The 14,608-nt window shown below is 63.4% G+C and carries 16 protein-coding genes; all 16 read right to left on the minus strand.

Going from position 1 to position 14,608, the window contains the following annotated elements; genetic code table 11:
* The 16 genes from XaplCFBP3123_RS01350 to XaplCFBP3123_RS01425 all read right to left on the minus strand — a co-directional run bounded on the left by XaplCFBP3123_RS01350 (nucleotide 1) and on the right by XaplCFBP3123_RS01425 (nucleotide 14,607).
* Complete coding sequence (locus tag XaplCFBP3123_RS01350) at nucleotides 1–3,546, minus strand: phage tail protein (protein WP_104532476.1); 3,546 nt, start codon at nucleotides 3,544–3,546, stop codon at nucleotides 1–3.
* Nucleotides 3,543–4,151 (minus strand): tail assembly protein, encoded by a 609-nt coding sequence (locus XaplCFBP3123_RS01355; protein ID WP_104532477.1) that lies wholly within the window; start codon nucleotides 4,149–4,151, stop codon nucleotides 3,543–3,545. The genes XaplCFBP3123_RS01350 and XaplCFBP3123_RS01355 overlap by 4 nt, the downstream gene beginning before the upstream one ends.
* On the minus strand, nucleotides 4,148–4,909 hold the full coding sequence (locus tag XaplCFBP3123_RS01360) for a C40 family peptidase (protein WP_104532478.1): 762 nt from the start codon (nucleotides 4,907–4,909) through the stop codon (nucleotides 4,148–4,150). The genes XaplCFBP3123_RS01355 and XaplCFBP3123_RS01360 overlap by 4 nt, the downstream gene beginning before the upstream one ends.
* 63 nt (nucleotides 4,910–4,972) lie before the next feature.
* Nucleotides 4,973–5,671: a phage minor tail protein L gene (locus XaplCFBP3123_RS01365; protein ID WP_104532479.1), complete on the minus strand. Its 699-nt coding sequence runs from the start codon at nucleotides 5,669–5,671 to the stop codon at nucleotides 4,973–4,975.
* Nucleotides 5,668–6,441, minus strand: a complete 774-nt coding sequence (locus tag XaplCFBP3123_RS01370; RefSeq protein WP_104532480.1) for a tail fiber domain-containing protein — start codon at nucleotides 6,439–6,441, stop codon at nucleotides 5,668–5,670. The genes XaplCFBP3123_RS01365 and XaplCFBP3123_RS01370 overlap by 4 nt, the downstream gene beginning before the upstream one ends.
* 9 nt (nucleotides 6,442–6,450) lie before the next feature.
* Entirely contained in the window at nucleotides 6,451–6,783 is a 333-nt protein-coding gene (locus XaplCFBP3123_RS01375; RefSeq protein WP_104532481.1) for a phage tail protein, read from the minus strand.
* On the minus strand, nucleotides 6,783–10,142 hold the full coding sequence (locus tag XaplCFBP3123_RS01380; protein ID WP_104532482.1) for a phage tail tape measure protein: 3,360 nt from the start codon (nucleotides 10,140–10,142) through the stop codon (nucleotides 6,783–6,785). The genes XaplCFBP3123_RS01375 and XaplCFBP3123_RS01380 overlap by 1 nt, the downstream gene beginning before the upstream one ends.
* Before the next feature lie 3 nt (nucleotides 10,143–10,145).
* Nucleotides 10,146–10,460 (minus strand): phage tail assembly chaperone, encoded by a 315-nt coding sequence (locus XaplCFBP3123_RS01385; RefSeq protein WP_104532483.1) that lies wholly within the window; start codon nucleotides 10,458–10,460, stop codon nucleotides 10,146–10,148.
* Nucleotides 10,461–10,488: 28 nt separating this feature from the next.
* Entirely contained in the window at nucleotides 10,489–10,881 is a 393-nt protein-coding gene (locus XaplCFBP3123_RS01390; protein WP_104532484.1) for a hypothetical protein, read from the minus strand.
* Nucleotides 10,882–10,977: 96 nt separating this feature from the next.
* Nucleotides 10,978–11,445 carry a hypothetical protein gene (locus XaplCFBP3123_RS01395; protein ID WP_065031482.1) on the minus strand — a complete coding sequence of 156 codons (468 nt, stop codon included), beginning with the start codon at nucleotides 11,443–11,445 and terminating at the stop codon, nucleotides 10,978–10,980.
* A 105-nt stretch (nucleotides 11,446–11,550) separates the two neighbouring features.
* On the minus strand, nucleotides 11,551–11,805 hold the full coding sequence (locus XaplCFBP3123_RS01400; protein WP_146091253.1) for a hypothetical protein: 255 nt from the start codon (nucleotides 11,803–11,805) through the stop codon (nucleotides 11,551–11,553).
* 29 nt (nucleotides 11,806–11,834) lie between these two features.
* On the minus strand, nucleotides 11,835–12,236 hold the full coding sequence (locus XaplCFBP3123_RS01405; RefSeq protein ID WP_104532486.1) for a phage tail terminator-like protein: 402 nt from the start codon (nucleotides 12,234–12,236) through the stop codon (nucleotides 11,835–11,837).
* A complete protein-coding gene (locus XaplCFBP3123_RS01410) occupies nucleotides 12,233–12,658 on the minus strand; it encodes a hypothetical protein (protein ID WP_253254109.1) in 426 nt (141 codons plus the stop codon). Before XaplCFBP3123_RS01410 ends, XaplCFBP3123_RS01405 begins: the two co-directional genes overlap by 4 nt.
* Nucleotides 12,639–13,736, minus strand: coding sequence for a phage minor head protein (locus XaplCFBP3123_RS01415; RefSeq protein ID WP_104532487.1), 1,098 nt, complete (start codon nucleotides 13,734–13,736; stop codon nucleotides 12,639–12,641). Before XaplCFBP3123_RS01415 ends, XaplCFBP3123_RS01410 begins: the two co-directional genes overlap by 20 nt.
* Nucleotides 13,736–14,095, minus strand: a complete 360-nt coding sequence (locus XaplCFBP3123_RS01420; protein ID WP_104532488.1) for a hypothetical protein — start codon at nucleotides 14,093–14,095, stop codon at nucleotides 13,736–13,738. The genes XaplCFBP3123_RS01415 and XaplCFBP3123_RS01420 overlap by 1 nt, the downstream gene beginning before the upstream one ends.
* Nucleotides 14,095–14,607: a DnaT-like ssDNA-binding protein gene (locus tag XaplCFBP3123_RS01425; protein WP_104532489.1), complete on the minus strand. Its 513-nt coding sequence runs from the start codon at nucleotides 14,605–14,607 to the stop codon at nucleotides 14,095–14,097. Before XaplCFBP3123_RS01425 ends, XaplCFBP3123_RS01420 begins: the two co-directional genes overlap by 1 nt.
* Between the last annotated feature and the right edge of the window lies 1 nt (nucleotide 14,608).

The raw sequence follows: 14,608 nt of genomic DNA on the forward strand, positions 1-14,608 counted from the left end.
TCAGAGCAGCTCCCCGGCTTCAAACAGTGCAACTGTCCCGGCAGCATTCCAGACGCGAAGTGCATTTTCGTTGAGCGTCAAAAAGCCGCCATTGTTTGCTCCGTTCATTTCCAACGTTCCGTTTTTGTCTAGCTTCCATCGCGGCCTTCCGTTGGCACCGACAGCAGTCGACTGGATCGTGTCGCCGATCATTGCGTTGGTGATCCAGGCATTGCCGATCAGTGCTTGGTTGATGAACGTCTGGCCGCCCTGGATCACAAACGGCGACGTCAGCGAACCGTTGGCTACGTTGATGACTGCCACACGGTCGGCCTGCAGCAGGATCTGGCTCTGGTAGCTACCATCTGCCTGCTGCTCGACACCCAGACCCATGCCCGCTGCATAGATCTTCCCGTCAGCAGTGACCTGCGCGCGCAGCGTGTAGAAGCTGGTTAGCTTCCCGTTGATGCTCGCGGTGCTGCTCAGTGCCTGCGAAGCTGAGGACTGCGCGCCGTTCGCTGTGGTTTGAACCGTCGTGACTTGCTGTGCAATGGCACTGTCCGCTGTCGCTCGTGCCGTTGCTTCCACCTGAACTGCTGCGGTGTTCTCAGCCAGCGTGGCCTGGGTTGTGTCGATCCGCTGCGCCAGCGCCAAGTCAGCGTTGGCCAGAACGCTTTGCACCGTGACGGTTCCCGCAAACACGTTGGTGTCGCCGGCACCCCAGTCTGTATCGCCAGCCCCCTTCACATCCAACTGAGCAAAGATGCCATCGACCCTGGTCCCCTGTGCAGTAACTCGGCCGTCGACCAAGGTGATGTTCTGGGTGTTCTGCCCTACTTGCGTGACCAACGCGCCGTAACCCGCCGTTGCCGCGCCTACGTCCTGCCACTTGATCCCCGGTGGCGTTTCGTTGCCAGCCTGGTCGGGTGTCCATGCATACACGCGCCCGTTGTAGACCACGGTCCGGCCCTTGCCGTAGCTGGCCGCTTGATTCCAAAGCAGAGGCAGCAGCGGCTGCAAACTGTCCACGCTCTGGATCTTCGTGAGCAGATTCTGCGACAGCTCGGTCTCGCCGATCTTGCCAGCCAAGTACTTCAGGATGGCGGTGGCATCAGTGCTGCTCTCACCCAGCACACCATTGGTGGTCGGGTACCACGGGCCGGTGTTGCCGCTTCGATCAACCAAGCGGCCCCAGAAGAAGAAGCGCGTGCCGGCGGCGAGGCCGAGCATGGAGTGCTTGGCTTGGGGATATGCGAAGTCACCGAGCTTGGTGGCGCCTGAGAGGTTGTTGGCCGTGCTGTACCAGATCTCCGTGCGCTGCGTGTCTGCAGCACCTTGCGGGAAAGACCACGTGAGATTGATGCCGAAAATGATGCCGGTGGCCGTGAGGCTAGCCAACGAGGGCGGCGGAGTCGTCTTGCCAGTGATTGCAGTCAGACCGGACAAAGCAGGCATCGATACCGCGTTGAGCGCATTGACCGCACGCACGCGCGCCAGATACTGCCCGGCGTAGATGCCGCGCACATCGAGGTTAGCGGTGGTCGCGCGGCCCGCCTTGACCCAATCCATGTCATCCCGGCGCCACTCGACGTCGTATGCGATCGCCTTGTCAGCCGGATCCCATGCGATCGTGAGCACGTGCTGCGCGATGCCCTGCTCGACGAAGCTGTGCGACGACAGCCGCACATTCGTGGGCGGCGGCTGCACGCTCGGCGGGATGATGCTCACCGGCTGCAGCTCCAGCTTAGTGCCGCTATCGATGAAGGCGAACTTCCCACGTACATGCTTCAGCGCGGTGATCTGGTAGGTGATGCCCTCCCCTTCCGCAACGGAAAGTACCTTGAAGGTCTCAAGCGCCAGATCCGAGTTCTCCACAAGCCAAACCGACTGCGCGCGCGGAGGTTCGCTGAAAGGCACGCTGACCGTGATCGTGGTGCCATTAATCGCAGTGATGGTGCGCGATTCGCTGCGGCCTTCGCTGGGATTGAGGACACGCAAGCTATCACCCAGTGCGAGATCTGCCGGTACTGCATCGATGACCACCGACTGGCCGGTCGACGACCGAATACGACCGCCGTTGCGACGCCCAGCCCGATCCGGGTTTGCTATTTCGATGATCTGGCCCGGCTGAGCAATCGTGCCCTCCAGGCCCACGCCGAAGCTGACTGTCTCGGTCTCCAGGTTGTTCGACAGCAGGATGTGGTTGCCGACGCGCTGCGCTTGGCTTTTCGAGGTGCATCCGAACGCGGTGACCTCAACTTCCTGGACGCCGTATTTCGCGATGCCCGGCAGGTACTGGACCGGCTCGACCTTCGCTTTGCCGAAATCGGCCGGGTCGTTCCAGGACACCAGCGCAACCGTATATCGCGTCTTCCGTGCGGAGCCCGAATAGGTGAACTTCCCGTCGATCACGTTGCCCTTGGTGTACGAGTACACCGGGTCCATCGGCATGTCGGCCGAGGCAAGAACCTGTCCTTGCGCGTAATAGGTGATGCCACGGAACACCGCCGCCAGATCCTGCAGGACGCGCCACGCATCTGCCTTCGTCTGCAGATAGACATTGCACGTGAAGCGCGGCTCCATGCCGCCAAAACCATCACTCACCAGCTCATCGCAGTACTGCGCGATCTGATAAAGCCGCCAACGATCGACCCAGGCCATCGGGATGGTGTTGCCCATGCCGAAGCGGTCCTGCGTGACGATGTCGAAGAACACCCACGCCGGGTTGTCACTCAATGCCGACTTGAAGGTGCCATCCCAAATCCCGCTGTAGCTGCGCGTGTCTGGGTTGTAGTTGCTCGGCACCTGGATGATGCGGCCTTCGTTGTAGCTGGCCACCGTCGGGATCGCCTGGAACTGACTTGCGTCCAGCTCGATCGCCAGCAGCGCCGTGTTGGGATAGCGCAGCTTCGCGTCGATGATCTCTGTGATTGCCTGGGCATACATCACGTCGCCAACGGTGCCGCTGTTCGCATTCGGTGTAAGCCTGCGAATCCTGATCTGCCACTGACTACCCGGGGGCAAATCAAGCGTGCGGCTGCGCTCGTAGAGCGACGTGGTCTTGCCAGAGATAGTGTCAGTCAGAACTGTGGAGTAAGCACCGCCATCAGTTGCAATATCGACCGCGTAGGTGATGCGATAGCCTGTGATATCGGCATTGGTCGTATCGGTTTTTTGCAGCGTCGGAGTTGCAACGCGGATGCGGACCGACGACAGCTCGGCGCCGGACACGGTACGTACCACGGGCGTGTCGCTGGTCAGTTCTACGCCGATGGCAATCTCGTTCTCGACGTCAGGGAAGCCGGCGATGCTCTCCTGATCCTGGGTACCGGAACGCATCTGCACGCGCACGTTCTGGAAGTTGAAACTGCCGTCCGGAGACTGCAGCGGCGTCCCGTCAAGATAGATCGACTGCAGTCCGTTCACCGGCCCGCCGATTTCGCCTTCGCTCACTGCGAGCAGGATTTTGGCGTAAGCGATGCTCCGAAGGCTGTCCGGAGATTCCACGGGCTGGCGCGCGGCGCTGCCGCCCTTCTTCGCGCCCTGGATATCGACCATTGCGTTCATGCTTGATCCTCCGCGTAAATACCCGCGCTGATGATTGCTCCGCCAGCCCACACACGTAGGCCGTAAGCCACCGGCACCGGATTGCCCTGCGCCTGCGTGTTCACCGGGCCATTGAAGCTATAGCTGGGCTGGTTTTCGGGTCGCTCGCTTGTCCCAAGCCCTTTGGCCTGGGGAGCCAGCATCTGCGCGACGCCACCGATGGCGAGCGACAAGCCCACCATTGCAGCGGTTCCCCACACACCGGAGGCCGCGAAGGCGGCGCCAACGCCGCCTGTAGCGATTGCAGCAACCGCGATCAAGGCGACGCCCAAAATGGCCTGGAACACGCCGCCGCTCTTGGAGCCGATGAGGATCGGTGCGATGCGGATGTCGTCGTTGCCCGGCGGATCATCCAGCTGATCCTCCCGCAGATTCCGGCGGCCGATGAACACAGCGAAAGCCATGCCACGGTCCTTCGACTCCATGAGGAAGCGTTCAAGCCCCGGGATCTGCACGCAAAGCGCGTGAACTGCCTCGGCAGGGCTGCTGACCGCCAGCTGGAAGCTGCGACCGAACCGCGCGCCGAGCACGCCATACAGCCGCACGGTGCGGATCTTGGGATTCACGTGATGTTCTCCAGTGCAGCAGGATGCCGCCCCTGCGTGTCGCGATGGCGGATCACCTTGACGGTGCGCTCTGCCCAATAACCGCCGTACACCACCCGCTCGGACAGCCGGCCATGCAGGTGGTGCAGCATCTGGCCGTCGCCGAGGTAGATGCCGGCGTGGTTGATCACCGGCGAGCGAACCTGCATCAGGAACACGTCGCCAGGGAGCGGCTCATCGGTGATCTCGGCAAATCCCTCGTTGGCGAAGTTCTGCAGATACAGGTCGCCGCCGCTGTCCCACCACTTGTCGGCGCGGTCGTAGTTGCCGAGGTGGATTCCGAGCTGGCGCGCGTAGAAGTCGCGCAACAGCGTGTAGCAGTCCAACACGCCATGGGCAAAATGGCGCCCCACCAGCGGCGCGGTGTAGCCGCTCGGTACAATCGTCTGGACGTCACCGCATTCCGGCACGCCGTCGATCTGCCCGACGCTGACGATGTGCCAGGTCAGCTCGCTCAGTTCGCACATGACGCGGTCGGCGTCACTGGGCGTTGCCGGTGCGTTTGGATGGCTGTGGACCAGCGCCAGGATCTCGCCCTGATCCTCGGCCTCGGCGTAATCCTCGCCCGGCAGTCGGAAGTGCTCGCTGGCGGTTTCTGCAGTGTTGCGGCAAGGGAAGTAACGCTCGCCTTCGACCGTGGCCACAACAAGCCCACAGGCTTCGCGCGGAAACTCCGCAATAGCGTGCGCGGTGACCGCTTGGTAGGTCGTCTGTTCCATGTCTAGCCCATGAAAAAGCCCGCACGTGGCGGGCCAGTAGTAGTTAGATTCGAAAGCGCGCGATCAGGTACGCAGGAGACCGGCCGCCGGGAAGCCGCCATAGGGCAGCGGGTTATTTGCGCCATAGCGCAGCTTGCAGCTGCCAAGCCTCCCACCGCAGACGTCACGCGCTGGATCGTCTGTAGGTTGATCGTTTGCGTCCGCTACAGCCGGACCGTTGTATCCGCAATACGGTCCACGGTAGCCACCTCGGAGAAGCCACCCACACATGCCTGCGAGGATCTGACGACCCGGCAAGTAGGCCCCAGCGAAATCCGCCGGGGACACCAGCTCGAACTCCACGACCTCGTTGTCCTCAGACACCTTTCGCTCGATCTGATAGATGTCGTCTCTGAAGTGCTCGTTTGCATCGGCAGTCGCGTTGCCACCCGGAAAGTTCACGGCATCCAGATATTTCGTCAGCGTCCGGCGGCGCACGACAATTGCACCGACAAGGTCGTCGAAAAGCAGGCAGAGGGCGGCGATCGTTCCATTCACGTTGCCGACGCGCAGCCTGGGCGTCGGCTGCTGATCACTTGTCACCTCGAAGCCGGAAGCTTCGACTGGCCAGGGTGTGTATAGCCTCTCCTGCCAGACGATCGGCGTGGATTGCAGGTGCGGATGGAACAGCAGTGAATCCGCACCCAACGCCGTTGCATCCAGCTCGAACAGTGTCACGCGCGCGCCTGGCTCCAGGGTCTGGATGTCGGCGAGGATGCTCATGCAGACGAAGCCTCAAGCGCGGCCAGTCGCTGGGACAGCATTTTGTTCTCGCGAGCTAGCTCCTGGACACCTCTAATGGCGACTGCCAGCAGTTGCATCATGTCAATGCTTGATGCCAAAGGAGGGGCAGTGGGTGGCTGTTCCGAGTCATCATCAGCTCTCGATTCGTTCTCGGCTGGCGCTGGATTGAATGCAGTGGGCACTGCGTCTGCCACATTTTCCGAAAGAAGACCAACACGCTTACGCATCTCGACATCGACGCTTTCGATGTAGTTATACGTGACGACGGAAAGCTTGCTGATAGCCTCTAGAGCGCCGGAATAACCCTCGACATTGTCTTTCACGTCGAATGACGAGGTCGGATTAAAAGCCGTGGCGTTTATCGGGCCGTTCTGTCGAAATATGCGGCTACCGGGGTCGATACTGAAAACAATTGCACCCTCGCTCACATCCAACAGGCCGAAGCTGCCCGCAACTGTTGGACCCGATGATCCAGATGCGTACAGCTGATATCTGCGTCCGCTAGCACTGCCGTTAGCGATCTCAACGCGTGTGACGTTGGTACTGGTTGAGAATAAATCCAGCCCCGCGCCGTTTGGGGATTGAATTACAACATTCCCCGTGATCGTACCGCCCGTCTTCGGCATCGCGCCATTTGCCAAGGCGTATACCTCGACAAAATTCGCATTTACTTTTCCGAATGCTGTTGGCGCTGGATCACCAATATAATCCCCATTATTGGTAGTTGTGTCGATAACTTGACGTGCCATGCTGATTTCCTAGGGCTGGAATTTTTGTTCAAAGGTGGCGCTGATGGAGAGCATCCGGCCGCCCTCGCCTCGGTCGCTGTATCCGTCGCATTGGTAGTGCCCCTGGCTGCCGATCCTTGGCGTCCAGAGGAACGAGAGACCGATGTGTGCGTCGAGAAACGCGGCAATTTCTTTCATACGCGCCTCGGGACCGGTGAAGGTCACCTGGTAAGAGCGCTTGATCGGGTTGATGCCATCGGCAGAGGACTGGCTGTAGCTGTCGCCGAAGTCTGCGCGCTTGACCACACCGGTCGCGGTGCCGCTGCTCTGCGATGTGGGCTTCCATGGAAAGACATCAGCCATCAGCGTGCTCCCGTCAGCAGGCCGCCCGGCCGCATCTGCTGCACCAGCACCCGCTTCACCTCTGGCTCGATCAACTTCGCGAGCGCGCGGCCCATCGCGTTGTCGTCACCGGTGGTGGCCGATGTGGTGCTACTTCCATCACTCTGGACCACGGTGTTTATGCTCACGTTTACGGTTGGAGTGGCTGAGCCGCCACCGTTGCTGGACGCCAGCTGATGCATCGGCACCACCGTGCCGTCGTTGCCGGGGATCAGGTAGCTGCGCCCGCGCCGATCGTTGAAGATCTCCGGGCGGTCGAATTCGCCCACCTCGTACATCGACGAATTGGACACGTCGCCACCGCCAGCACGGCCACCGCCGAAGCTCGCCCAGCTGCTGCCGGTGAAGCTGTCCACGTTATTGCCGAAGTTGAGGTTGCTGCCTGCGCCCGCGCTGGTGCCAGTCCATGCGCCACCGGCCGCCGCACCCGCGAAGGATCCGACGATGGAGCCGATGGCCCCGACGATCGCCTGCCTTTCGGCAATGCGCGCCAGATCCGCCAGGATCGACTTGGTTAGATCCGAGAACGACAGCTTGCCCGTCTGCACGAAGCGGACGAATGCATCCTCCGCCGCGCTGAGGCCGTTGGACAGGGCGGAACCCGCCAGATCCGAGGCGTTCGCAGCGGAAAACGCGTAGTCCTCCCAGACGCGAGTGAAGCCAGTCCGCCAGTTTCCCAGCATCGCCATCCGCTGCTGCTGGTAGTCCCGCTCGATCTCCAGCGAACGCTGCTTGCTCGCCTCGAGCAGGGCGATTTCGTTCTGGTACTCGCCGTCGCTGAGCGGGTTCTGGCCGCGCTGCTCCTTTTCCAGCTTTTCCCGCTCGCGCAGGTACTCGCGTTGGATGTCCAGCTGACGCTGCAGCATCTGCGTGGCGTCTGCCCCACGGCCGATGCCCATCAGATCGACATCAGACTGCTCCTGCCGTTGCTTCTCCAGCTGCGCCAGCCGCTCGGTCAAAGCCGCCTGCGCCACCAGGTCGCGCTGTGTCTGCTTCGCCTTCTCGGCCTGCGCATCACTCGCCTGTAGCTGCGGGATCATCGCCTGCAGCAGCTGCTTGCTCGCCGCCGTCATAGTGTTGGTCTTGTCCGCCAGCAGCTGCCGCGCCTGGATCACCAGCCGATCGCTGGCCGACACCTTGTCGCCACTATCCGCCAGCTGCTGGTTGGCGGTGATCTGCCGCTGCACGCTGGCGATGAAGCTCTGCGCCGCGTTGTCGTCCGTGTTCGCCTTGCCGATGCCCTCACGCTGATTGAACTGCTTGTCCACCTGCGCGTTCGATTGCGCGATCAGCCGCTGCATCGATCCGTCGAAGTGGCGTGCGTCGCTCTCTGGCAGCTTGTTGTAGATCTCGATGATCTTGTTGAGCGCGGCCTGCTTTGCGCTTGCCCGGTCCAGGCCTGCCATTCGAGCGTTCAGAGCTTCGGACGCAGCCTTCTCAGCTGCTTGGCTGTCGTGCAAAACCTTGTTGTAGTCCTCGACCGCCTTGCGGTTGTCGGGAGCCTCTTCGTTGACGGCCGCCGGCAGTCCGTATGGATTGCGCGCCTGAGCCGACAGCCGGCCCATCTCATCCTTCAGGCCGGCCAAGAGGGCTAAGCCGGCACGCGGACCTGCGCTGGCCAGCTTCGCGATCCAGGAATCTTGCAGCCCGCTGTTCCGGCCCACATCGGTAAGCGCGCCGCTGAAATTGACCAGTGCCCCCCAGGCACCGCTGATCTCATCCTTGATGGTGCGCCACCCTTGCGCCATCCCCGGCATAACGGCATCGGTCTGGTTCGCAACGTTGATCGATCGCTCGTAGTACAGCTGCAGTGCTTCGGCCACGGCCTCCTGCTGCCGCCCCTCTTCCTGCAAGGTGATGATCCGCTGCAGCTGTGCGGTGTTGAGAAAGCCTTCCTGCTTGTTGAGTTCCACAAGCGCATCGACAGGATCACGTGCGATGCGCTGGAACGCCTCGACGGTCTTGCTGGTGGCCTGGCCGGTGGACGCCTCCATGCGTGCCGCTGCCTCGGCCACCATCGTGAACTGCTTGCCGGCGAACTGGCCGGAAGCAGCGACAGCATTCAGCGCATCAAGCGCCCCGCCTCGCGTCACGCCCTTCAGATTGTCCAGCTCCGACACCAAGCCGCGGAACTGGCCACCGCTGATATCCGCATTGCGGCCGGTGAGGATCAGATTCTTCTGGAACTCGAACAGCTCGTCCTGGCTCTGCTTCAGCGCGACCGCCAGCGCGAGCGCAGCGGCAGCCGACACGGTCATCGGATTGACCATGCCCAGCACATACGAGGACACGGCCTTCGCAGCAGGGCCGATGCCGCCGAGCTGGTCCTTCAGCTGTCCACCCTGCTGAATCGCCACCATCCAGATCGGCTGTCCGGCGACCACGCTGGTGACGATGTCCGTCATCTGCGCCGGGATCATGCGCATCGCCGCGGCCGTCTGGCGCGCAGTCATGCCGTACTGCTCGGTGGTGTTCTTGGACTTCAGCAGCGCCTGCCGGCTCGCCTCGATCTGCGCTTGGTATTGCTGCATCACCTGCGGCTTGATCAGCCCCAGGTCGCCGGCACGCTCCAGCCGCTCCTCCATCTCGGCCAGCCGGTTCAAACCGGCAACGGTGGGATCGATCTGCGCGAGCAGGCGCTTCAGGTTGATCTCCTGCGCCTGCGCCGCCTCCGCCGCTGCACGTGCCTGGTTGGCGGTGCGTGCCTCGGCTTCCTGCAACGCGCGCGCACGCGCCACCATGCGTTCCTGCTCGGTACCGGCGCGCGACATAGCAGCGGCCTGCACGTCGATGCCCGCTGCCGCATCGCGCGCAGCCTCAGCCAGGGCACGATCCGACAGGTTCGTCGTGCGGCCTGCTTCGGCATAGGCCATCGCCTGCTGCGCGACGCTGCGGTAGCGCGCCTCCTGCTCTGCCAGCTGCCGTTCCAGCTTCTCCGACGCCGCGGCAGACGCACTCGCATCGGCAGCGGCACTCTTGCCCGCCGCACTGTAGGCCTGCAGTCCAGCCGCCGCACCGGTGAGACGGCCTTCCATGGCCGCCAGCGCCGAGACGATCTCCGCCTGCGCGCGGTTCATCGCCTGTAGTTCGGTGATTACCGTGCCGGTACCGACGCCGATCCGCTCCAGCGCTCCGCCCAAACGGTCGCCGAGCGCAACGGCTGAGCGGTCGATCGAGCGGGACATCGACTGGAAGTAACGCTCCAGCCGATCTGCTGATCCACTGGCCTTATCGGCTGCGGCGGCGTTCTGGTCCAGCGCCCTGGTGCTTTCGACCAGGCCACTCGAATCGACCTTATAGCCAAGTTCGGCGATATCCATCAATCAGCTCCAGGTGTTGCTCGGTTCCGGCGGCCGCTCGCGCGCCGCTGCTTGTTCTTCGCGCACGGCACGCAGGTAGGCGTCGTCCATCGCCATGAGCATCTCCACCTCTTCGGGGAGCACGTCGCGCAGCAGCAGTCGCTGCCACGCATCGAGTTCGGCGTAGGACAGCGCCTCAGGGCCGGATCTACGCCGGCCAGAGATCAACCAGAACCAGTCCCACACGTGCGCCGCTTCTTCAGGCATGTCCACGTCAGGCGCCGGTTCTTCGAAGCGGGCATTGCGCTGCCGCCGCGTCTCGCCCTTCGCGTCCGGCATGTCGTACCGGACGGTGAGATACGTGGCGTCAGAGATCCTCGCCTTCAGGGCTGCGAAAAAACTCCGCGCGGTTCCCCAGCTCCACCTCGAGCTGGTCGCTGATCCACGGCAGCTCCTTCAGCACCTTGCGCAGGGCTTCGTCGGTCAGCGCGGGCTTGCTGCCGTGGAAGGTCAGGTCGCCCTGCCACTCCCAGCCGCCCACAGACGCAACGAGCATGTCGGTGCGGCCTTGCTCCATCTTCTCGGCGGTGATCTTCCCCTTGCCCATCAGGCGGTCGTTCAGCGCCTTGCGGCTGGCCGCGCGCACATTCGGGTGGGTATCGGGCAGCAGCGTGATGCGCAGGCCCACAGGAGCCTCGGTGGCGGGATGCTTGATATCGATGACGCGCTCGGCGGCAACGATGGTGGTCAATTCGGTCATGGGTGATCCTTTGCGATCGATCCGGAGAGGAAGCGAGGGAAGCCGGCTGGATCAGATCCGGCTTATCAGGCGGCCGCCCTATCCCCCGCTGTTCGGTTACGGGGTGACGGGCGTCGGCACTTCGATCGGCACCTGGTTCAGGGCGAGCGAATAGACGTGCAGCACGAAGTCCTCGTTGCGACCGCCCGGCGTGCGGGGGCCGGTGACCAGGCCGCGCAGGTATTCGATTTCGCCGGACGGGCGCTCGACCTTAAAGGCGTAGGCGTCGGTGACCGACGGCAAGCCGGCGGCACGCATGGCGACCTGTCCCGGATCGTCCAACACGCGCGCCACCTCGACCTCGGGGTCGCCGGCATTCGAGATGCCCTTGCCCTTCAGTGCGACAGCGGTGTCCCACGTGTCGTAGGTGACGATGTTGGTGGTCAGACCGCGCTCGCCGACGCTGCCGACCTTCTTGACCTGCACCCAGGTCAGCGCCGCGAACTGGGTCTGGGTCAGATCCTCGTTCTTCGGCGTGGCGCAGATGTAGAGCTTGGAACCGCTGTTGGTTTGTGCCTCAGCCATTGCTGATATCTCCTCGCTTTGGGCATAAAAAAACCCGCCACGGGGCGGGGTTGGGGAAACGAAAAGGCCCGCACAATGGCGGGCCTCGATATGGGTTGTGCCTGACTACTCCGAGTAGCGAAGCGGACCGTCTGTCCACGCAAGAATGCCTGTTCCCTTCAGCATCACTGCATGGGTGTCCCACCCGGTTCGGACGTCGGTGGTTCCGTATCTCTCAACGCTGATCAGGTCGACGGCGATGTCGATCGCTCCGTCGACCTCCCTTTGCAGGAAATCCGCGACAGCGTCCCGCGTTGGCTCTATGTCGGCGGCCATGGCCATTGCATCTGCCAGGGTGCCGCGATGTGGTCGGATCTTCATGACGGGTTTCTATCACAGATCAGAGCGGCCTAGCTGTCGAAGCCGCGCCACATGATGGTCACCGGATGCATGTGCCGCTCCGGGTCTTGGATGATGGTTGAGGTCCACGGCTTTCGGTACACGCGCATGCCGGCGAAGGTGGTGCCCTTGCCGAATGCCGCGATGATCTGGTCGGTGAGCTGCGTGCCGACCATGATGCCGGCGCCTGGCCGATAGCATGCCGCCAGCTGGCCGAAGCCCTGCATCAGCGACGGCCCGTCGTCCTCCATGCCGTAATTCTGCGTCTGGTTGGGGAACCACTGCAGCTCGAGCCAGGATCCGCTGGTCGGCGGGGTGAAGCCAATGCCCGGATAGGAGCACGGCAGGCCGATACTCGCGGCGAAGGCGCCAACCAGACCGGCGAAGGCGTCATAGATCGCGGTGTCGCTCATGGAATGCGTGCCTTCACCTTCGCGGTGACCTCGTTGACGATGAAGTCCCAATTCTGCGCGGCGGCTCGCATGAAGCCATTGCCGGCCTGTTCGTACTGCCGGCCCAGGCTGTCCTTGCCGCTGAATCCATGCTCCATGCGCATCGCATAGGCGGCGGTCCAGCCGGCCCAGACGGCCTCGCCCAGCTGCAGGGCTGCAAAGATCAGCGCAGGGTCGCCGCTCTCCGATCTCGCCGGGCCGTCCTTCGACGCCGCCCTGGAGTTGAGCAGCGTGCCTGTATCGACCGGCATCTTGCCGCCCTTGGCCTTCGGCGTGTTCGCCTGGTCCATCACCGCCTGCGCGGACTCGCGGAAGATCGCCGTCTGCCGCTGCTTCGCCTTCTCCGCGAAGGCCCGCACTTGGTCACCGAACTTGCTTGCCACGTAGCACCTCCGCCGTCATGTCGATCCGGTACTGCTTCGTGCAGCGGCAGCCGACTATCTCCTCAGGGCCTGCGCCCAGGCTCGTGTCGCCCGGATGGTTCAGCAGCGCGCCGCTGGGCGACTGGAATGGCTCACCGAATGCGCGTTTCTGCCCGTTCATGGCCTTGTGTGTGTGCCGGGTTCGCCTATCACCGGTGTCCGACCACGTGCCGGTTACGTTCTCCGGGGCCAGAGCTCCCGATGCGATCTGCTGCCGATACGCCTCTTCTCGCCCGGCGTTCATGCTGGTAATCGACTCGGTGCGCGCGATCATCTCGCCACGCAGCTGCAGCAGCCTGTCGGAGTAGCGACCCGCGATCTTGTCGATGTCCGCCTGCGATACCGGCTTGCCGGCGGCGATGGCGCGCTTGACGATGCCGTCCAGGCGCTTGTCGCGTCGCTTCCGACCGAAGTACTTCGCCATTTCCCTTGGGTCACCGCTGGCCAGCTCGCCGCGCATGCTCTGCACGAACTGGCCCTGCTGCGATGTCAGCCCCAGCACGCCACCGGTGCGCCTGCCGGTGTCGCTGACGCGTCCCACGATGTCCAGCGCGCTCTGCCGAGGATTGCGGCCGGCGACCATGCCGCTCTCCAACACGTTGCGGATCAGCGTGCGCTGGTCGTTGACGATGCCGGTGATGAGGTTGCTGGACTTGTCGCGCAGCCATGCTTCGGCGGTCGCATTGCGCAGGTCGAACGTAGGGCGCAGCGCGGGCGAGCGCACGTCCTGCCGTGGCTTGTAGTTGCCGGTGATGATCGGATCCAGGCTAAGCCGCATCTTCGGCATCTCCGACACGCCCTGCTGCCCGCCTGCCGCGTAGGCGTTGCGCAGCGCTTCACCCAGATCCGCAAAGCGCGGCTCGTCCAGCCCCATGACGGTGAGCACATCGTCGATGCGCCCAGCCTGCAGCAGGTCTGCGATGAGCTGCACGCCTGCCTGATTTGTGACCTCGGATATCGCCTTGAGGAAGGCACGCGCGATGGCCGGCTCCAGCTTCGCCGCCAGCTGTTCGAGTTGGCGGGAAGTCGTTGCGGCCATCAGCGTCTCGCATGGAATTCAAACATCAGAATCTGCCCACCCGGTGACAGCGGCTGCAGGTCAATGAATCGATACAGCACACCGCCGAGCAGGATCCGGTCGTCCTTCGTCGGCTCAATGGCGACATCGGTGGAGATCAGCCCCAGCTTGTCCCCCTGCAGCACCAGCGTGGCATCGCGGTTGGTCAGGCTGTAATCGACTTCCACCACCTTGCAGTCGTGCCGGGTCGGTGGCCCCTGCTGCGGGTTATGCGGCGGCCCGGTGATGGCGCCGTCGCGCTCCAGCTGTGTGGCGTATCCGTAGCCACCGATCAGCCTGCGAGCGGTCGCTTCCAGTCGTGCATAGAGCGCGGCGGCCATCAGACCACCCTCACGGCTGGGAACATCGCCGGACGACGCAACAGCGGCGCCAGGATCTCGTCGATGCCCGGAATGATTGGACGGTTCGGCGTGCTGCCTGCAGCGGTACTGGCACCGTATGAGACTTCGATCGGGCCGACCTTCTCGCGCGTGACCTGCGCGCTCGCGACGTAGTCCGGCGATAGGCTGCCGGGCTCGATCAGCTCGCGCAGCGCTGCTTCGTACGCCGCGTGCTCAACCTCGATCGGCACCACGTCGGCGGCAATCGGGTTGCCGTCGTAATCCACTGCGCCTGTGCGGGGCCATTCGTTCGCCTGGCCCCGCCCGTCAGTACGCACGCCGGGGAACATCGACTGCCACCGTCCCGAAGACAGCAGCACCCGGTACCGGCCGTCGATGTAGTCGGTACCGCGCACCAGGGACGACCTGCGGGCCTCCTCACTGCCTGCCGCCCATGCCGCGTTGCCACGGACCAGGTGATACGCGTCTGCTCCTTCCAGCGTGCCGTACATG

The organism is Xanthomonas arboricola pv. populi (genome assembly GCF_002939945.1).
GTDB classification, from domain to species: domain Bacteria; phylum Pseudomonadota; class Gammaproteobacteria; order Xanthomonadales; family Xanthomonadaceae; genus Xanthomonas; species Xanthomonas arboricola_A.

Coding starts and splice junctions, on each gene's coding strand:
- XaplCFBP3123_RS01350 (WP_104532476.1), bottom strand. CDS start 3,546: ATGAACGCAATGGTCGATATCCAGGGCGCGAAGAAGGGCGGCAGCGCC.
- XaplCFBP3123_RS01360 (WP_104532478.1), bottom strand. CDS start 4,909: ATGGAACAGACGACCTACCAAGCGGTCACCGCGCACGCTATTGCGGAG.
- XaplCFBP3123_RS01365 (WP_104532479.1), bottom strand. CDS start 5,671: ATGAGCATCCTCGCCGACATCCAGACCCTGGAGCCAGGCGCGCGCGTG.
- XaplCFBP3123_RS01370 (WP_104532480.1), bottom strand. CDS start 6,441: ATGGCACGTCAAGTTATCGACACAACTACCAATAATGGGGATTATATT.
- XaplCFBP3123_RS01375 (WP_104532481.1), bottom strand. CDS start 6,783: ATGGCTGATGTCTTTCCATGGAAGCCCACATCGCAGAGCAGCGGCACC.
- XaplCFBP3123_RS01380 (WP_104532482.1), bottom strand. CDS start 10,142: ATGGATATCGCCGAACTTGGCTATAAGGTCGATTCGAGTGGCCTGGTC.
- XaplCFBP3123_RS01385 (WP_104532483.1), bottom strand. CDS start 10,460: ATGCCGGACGCGAAGGGCGAGACGCGGCGGCAGCGCAATGCCCGCTTC.
- XaplCFBP3123_RS01390 (WP_104532484.1), bottom strand. CDS start 10,881: ATGACCGAATTGACCACCATCGTTGCCGCCGAGCGCGTCATCGATATC.
- XaplCFBP3123_RS01395 (WP_065031482.1), bottom strand. CDS start 11,445: ATGGCTGAGGCACAAACCAACAGCGGTTCCAAGCTCTACATCTGCGCC.
- XaplCFBP3123_RS01400 (WP_146091253.1), bottom strand. CDS start 11,805: ATGAAGATCCGACCACATCGCGGCACCCTGGCAGATGCAATGGCCATG.
- XaplCFBP3123_RS01405 (WP_104532486.1), bottom strand. CDS start 12,236: ATGAGCGACACCGCGATCTATGACGCCTTCGCCGGTCTGGTTGGCGCC.
- XaplCFBP3123_RS01415 (WP_104532487.1), bottom strand. CDS start 13,736: ATGGCCGCAACGACTTCCCGCCAACTCGAACAGCTGGCGGCGAAGCTG.
- XaplCFBP3123_RS01420 (WP_104532488.1), bottom strand. CDS start 14,095: ATGGCCGCCGCGCTCTATGCACGACTGGAAGCGACCGCTCGCAGGCTG.
- XaplCFBP3123_RS01425 (WP_104532489.1), bottom strand. CDS start 14,607: ATGTACGGCACGCTGGAAGGAGCAGACGCGTATCACCTGGTCCGTGGC.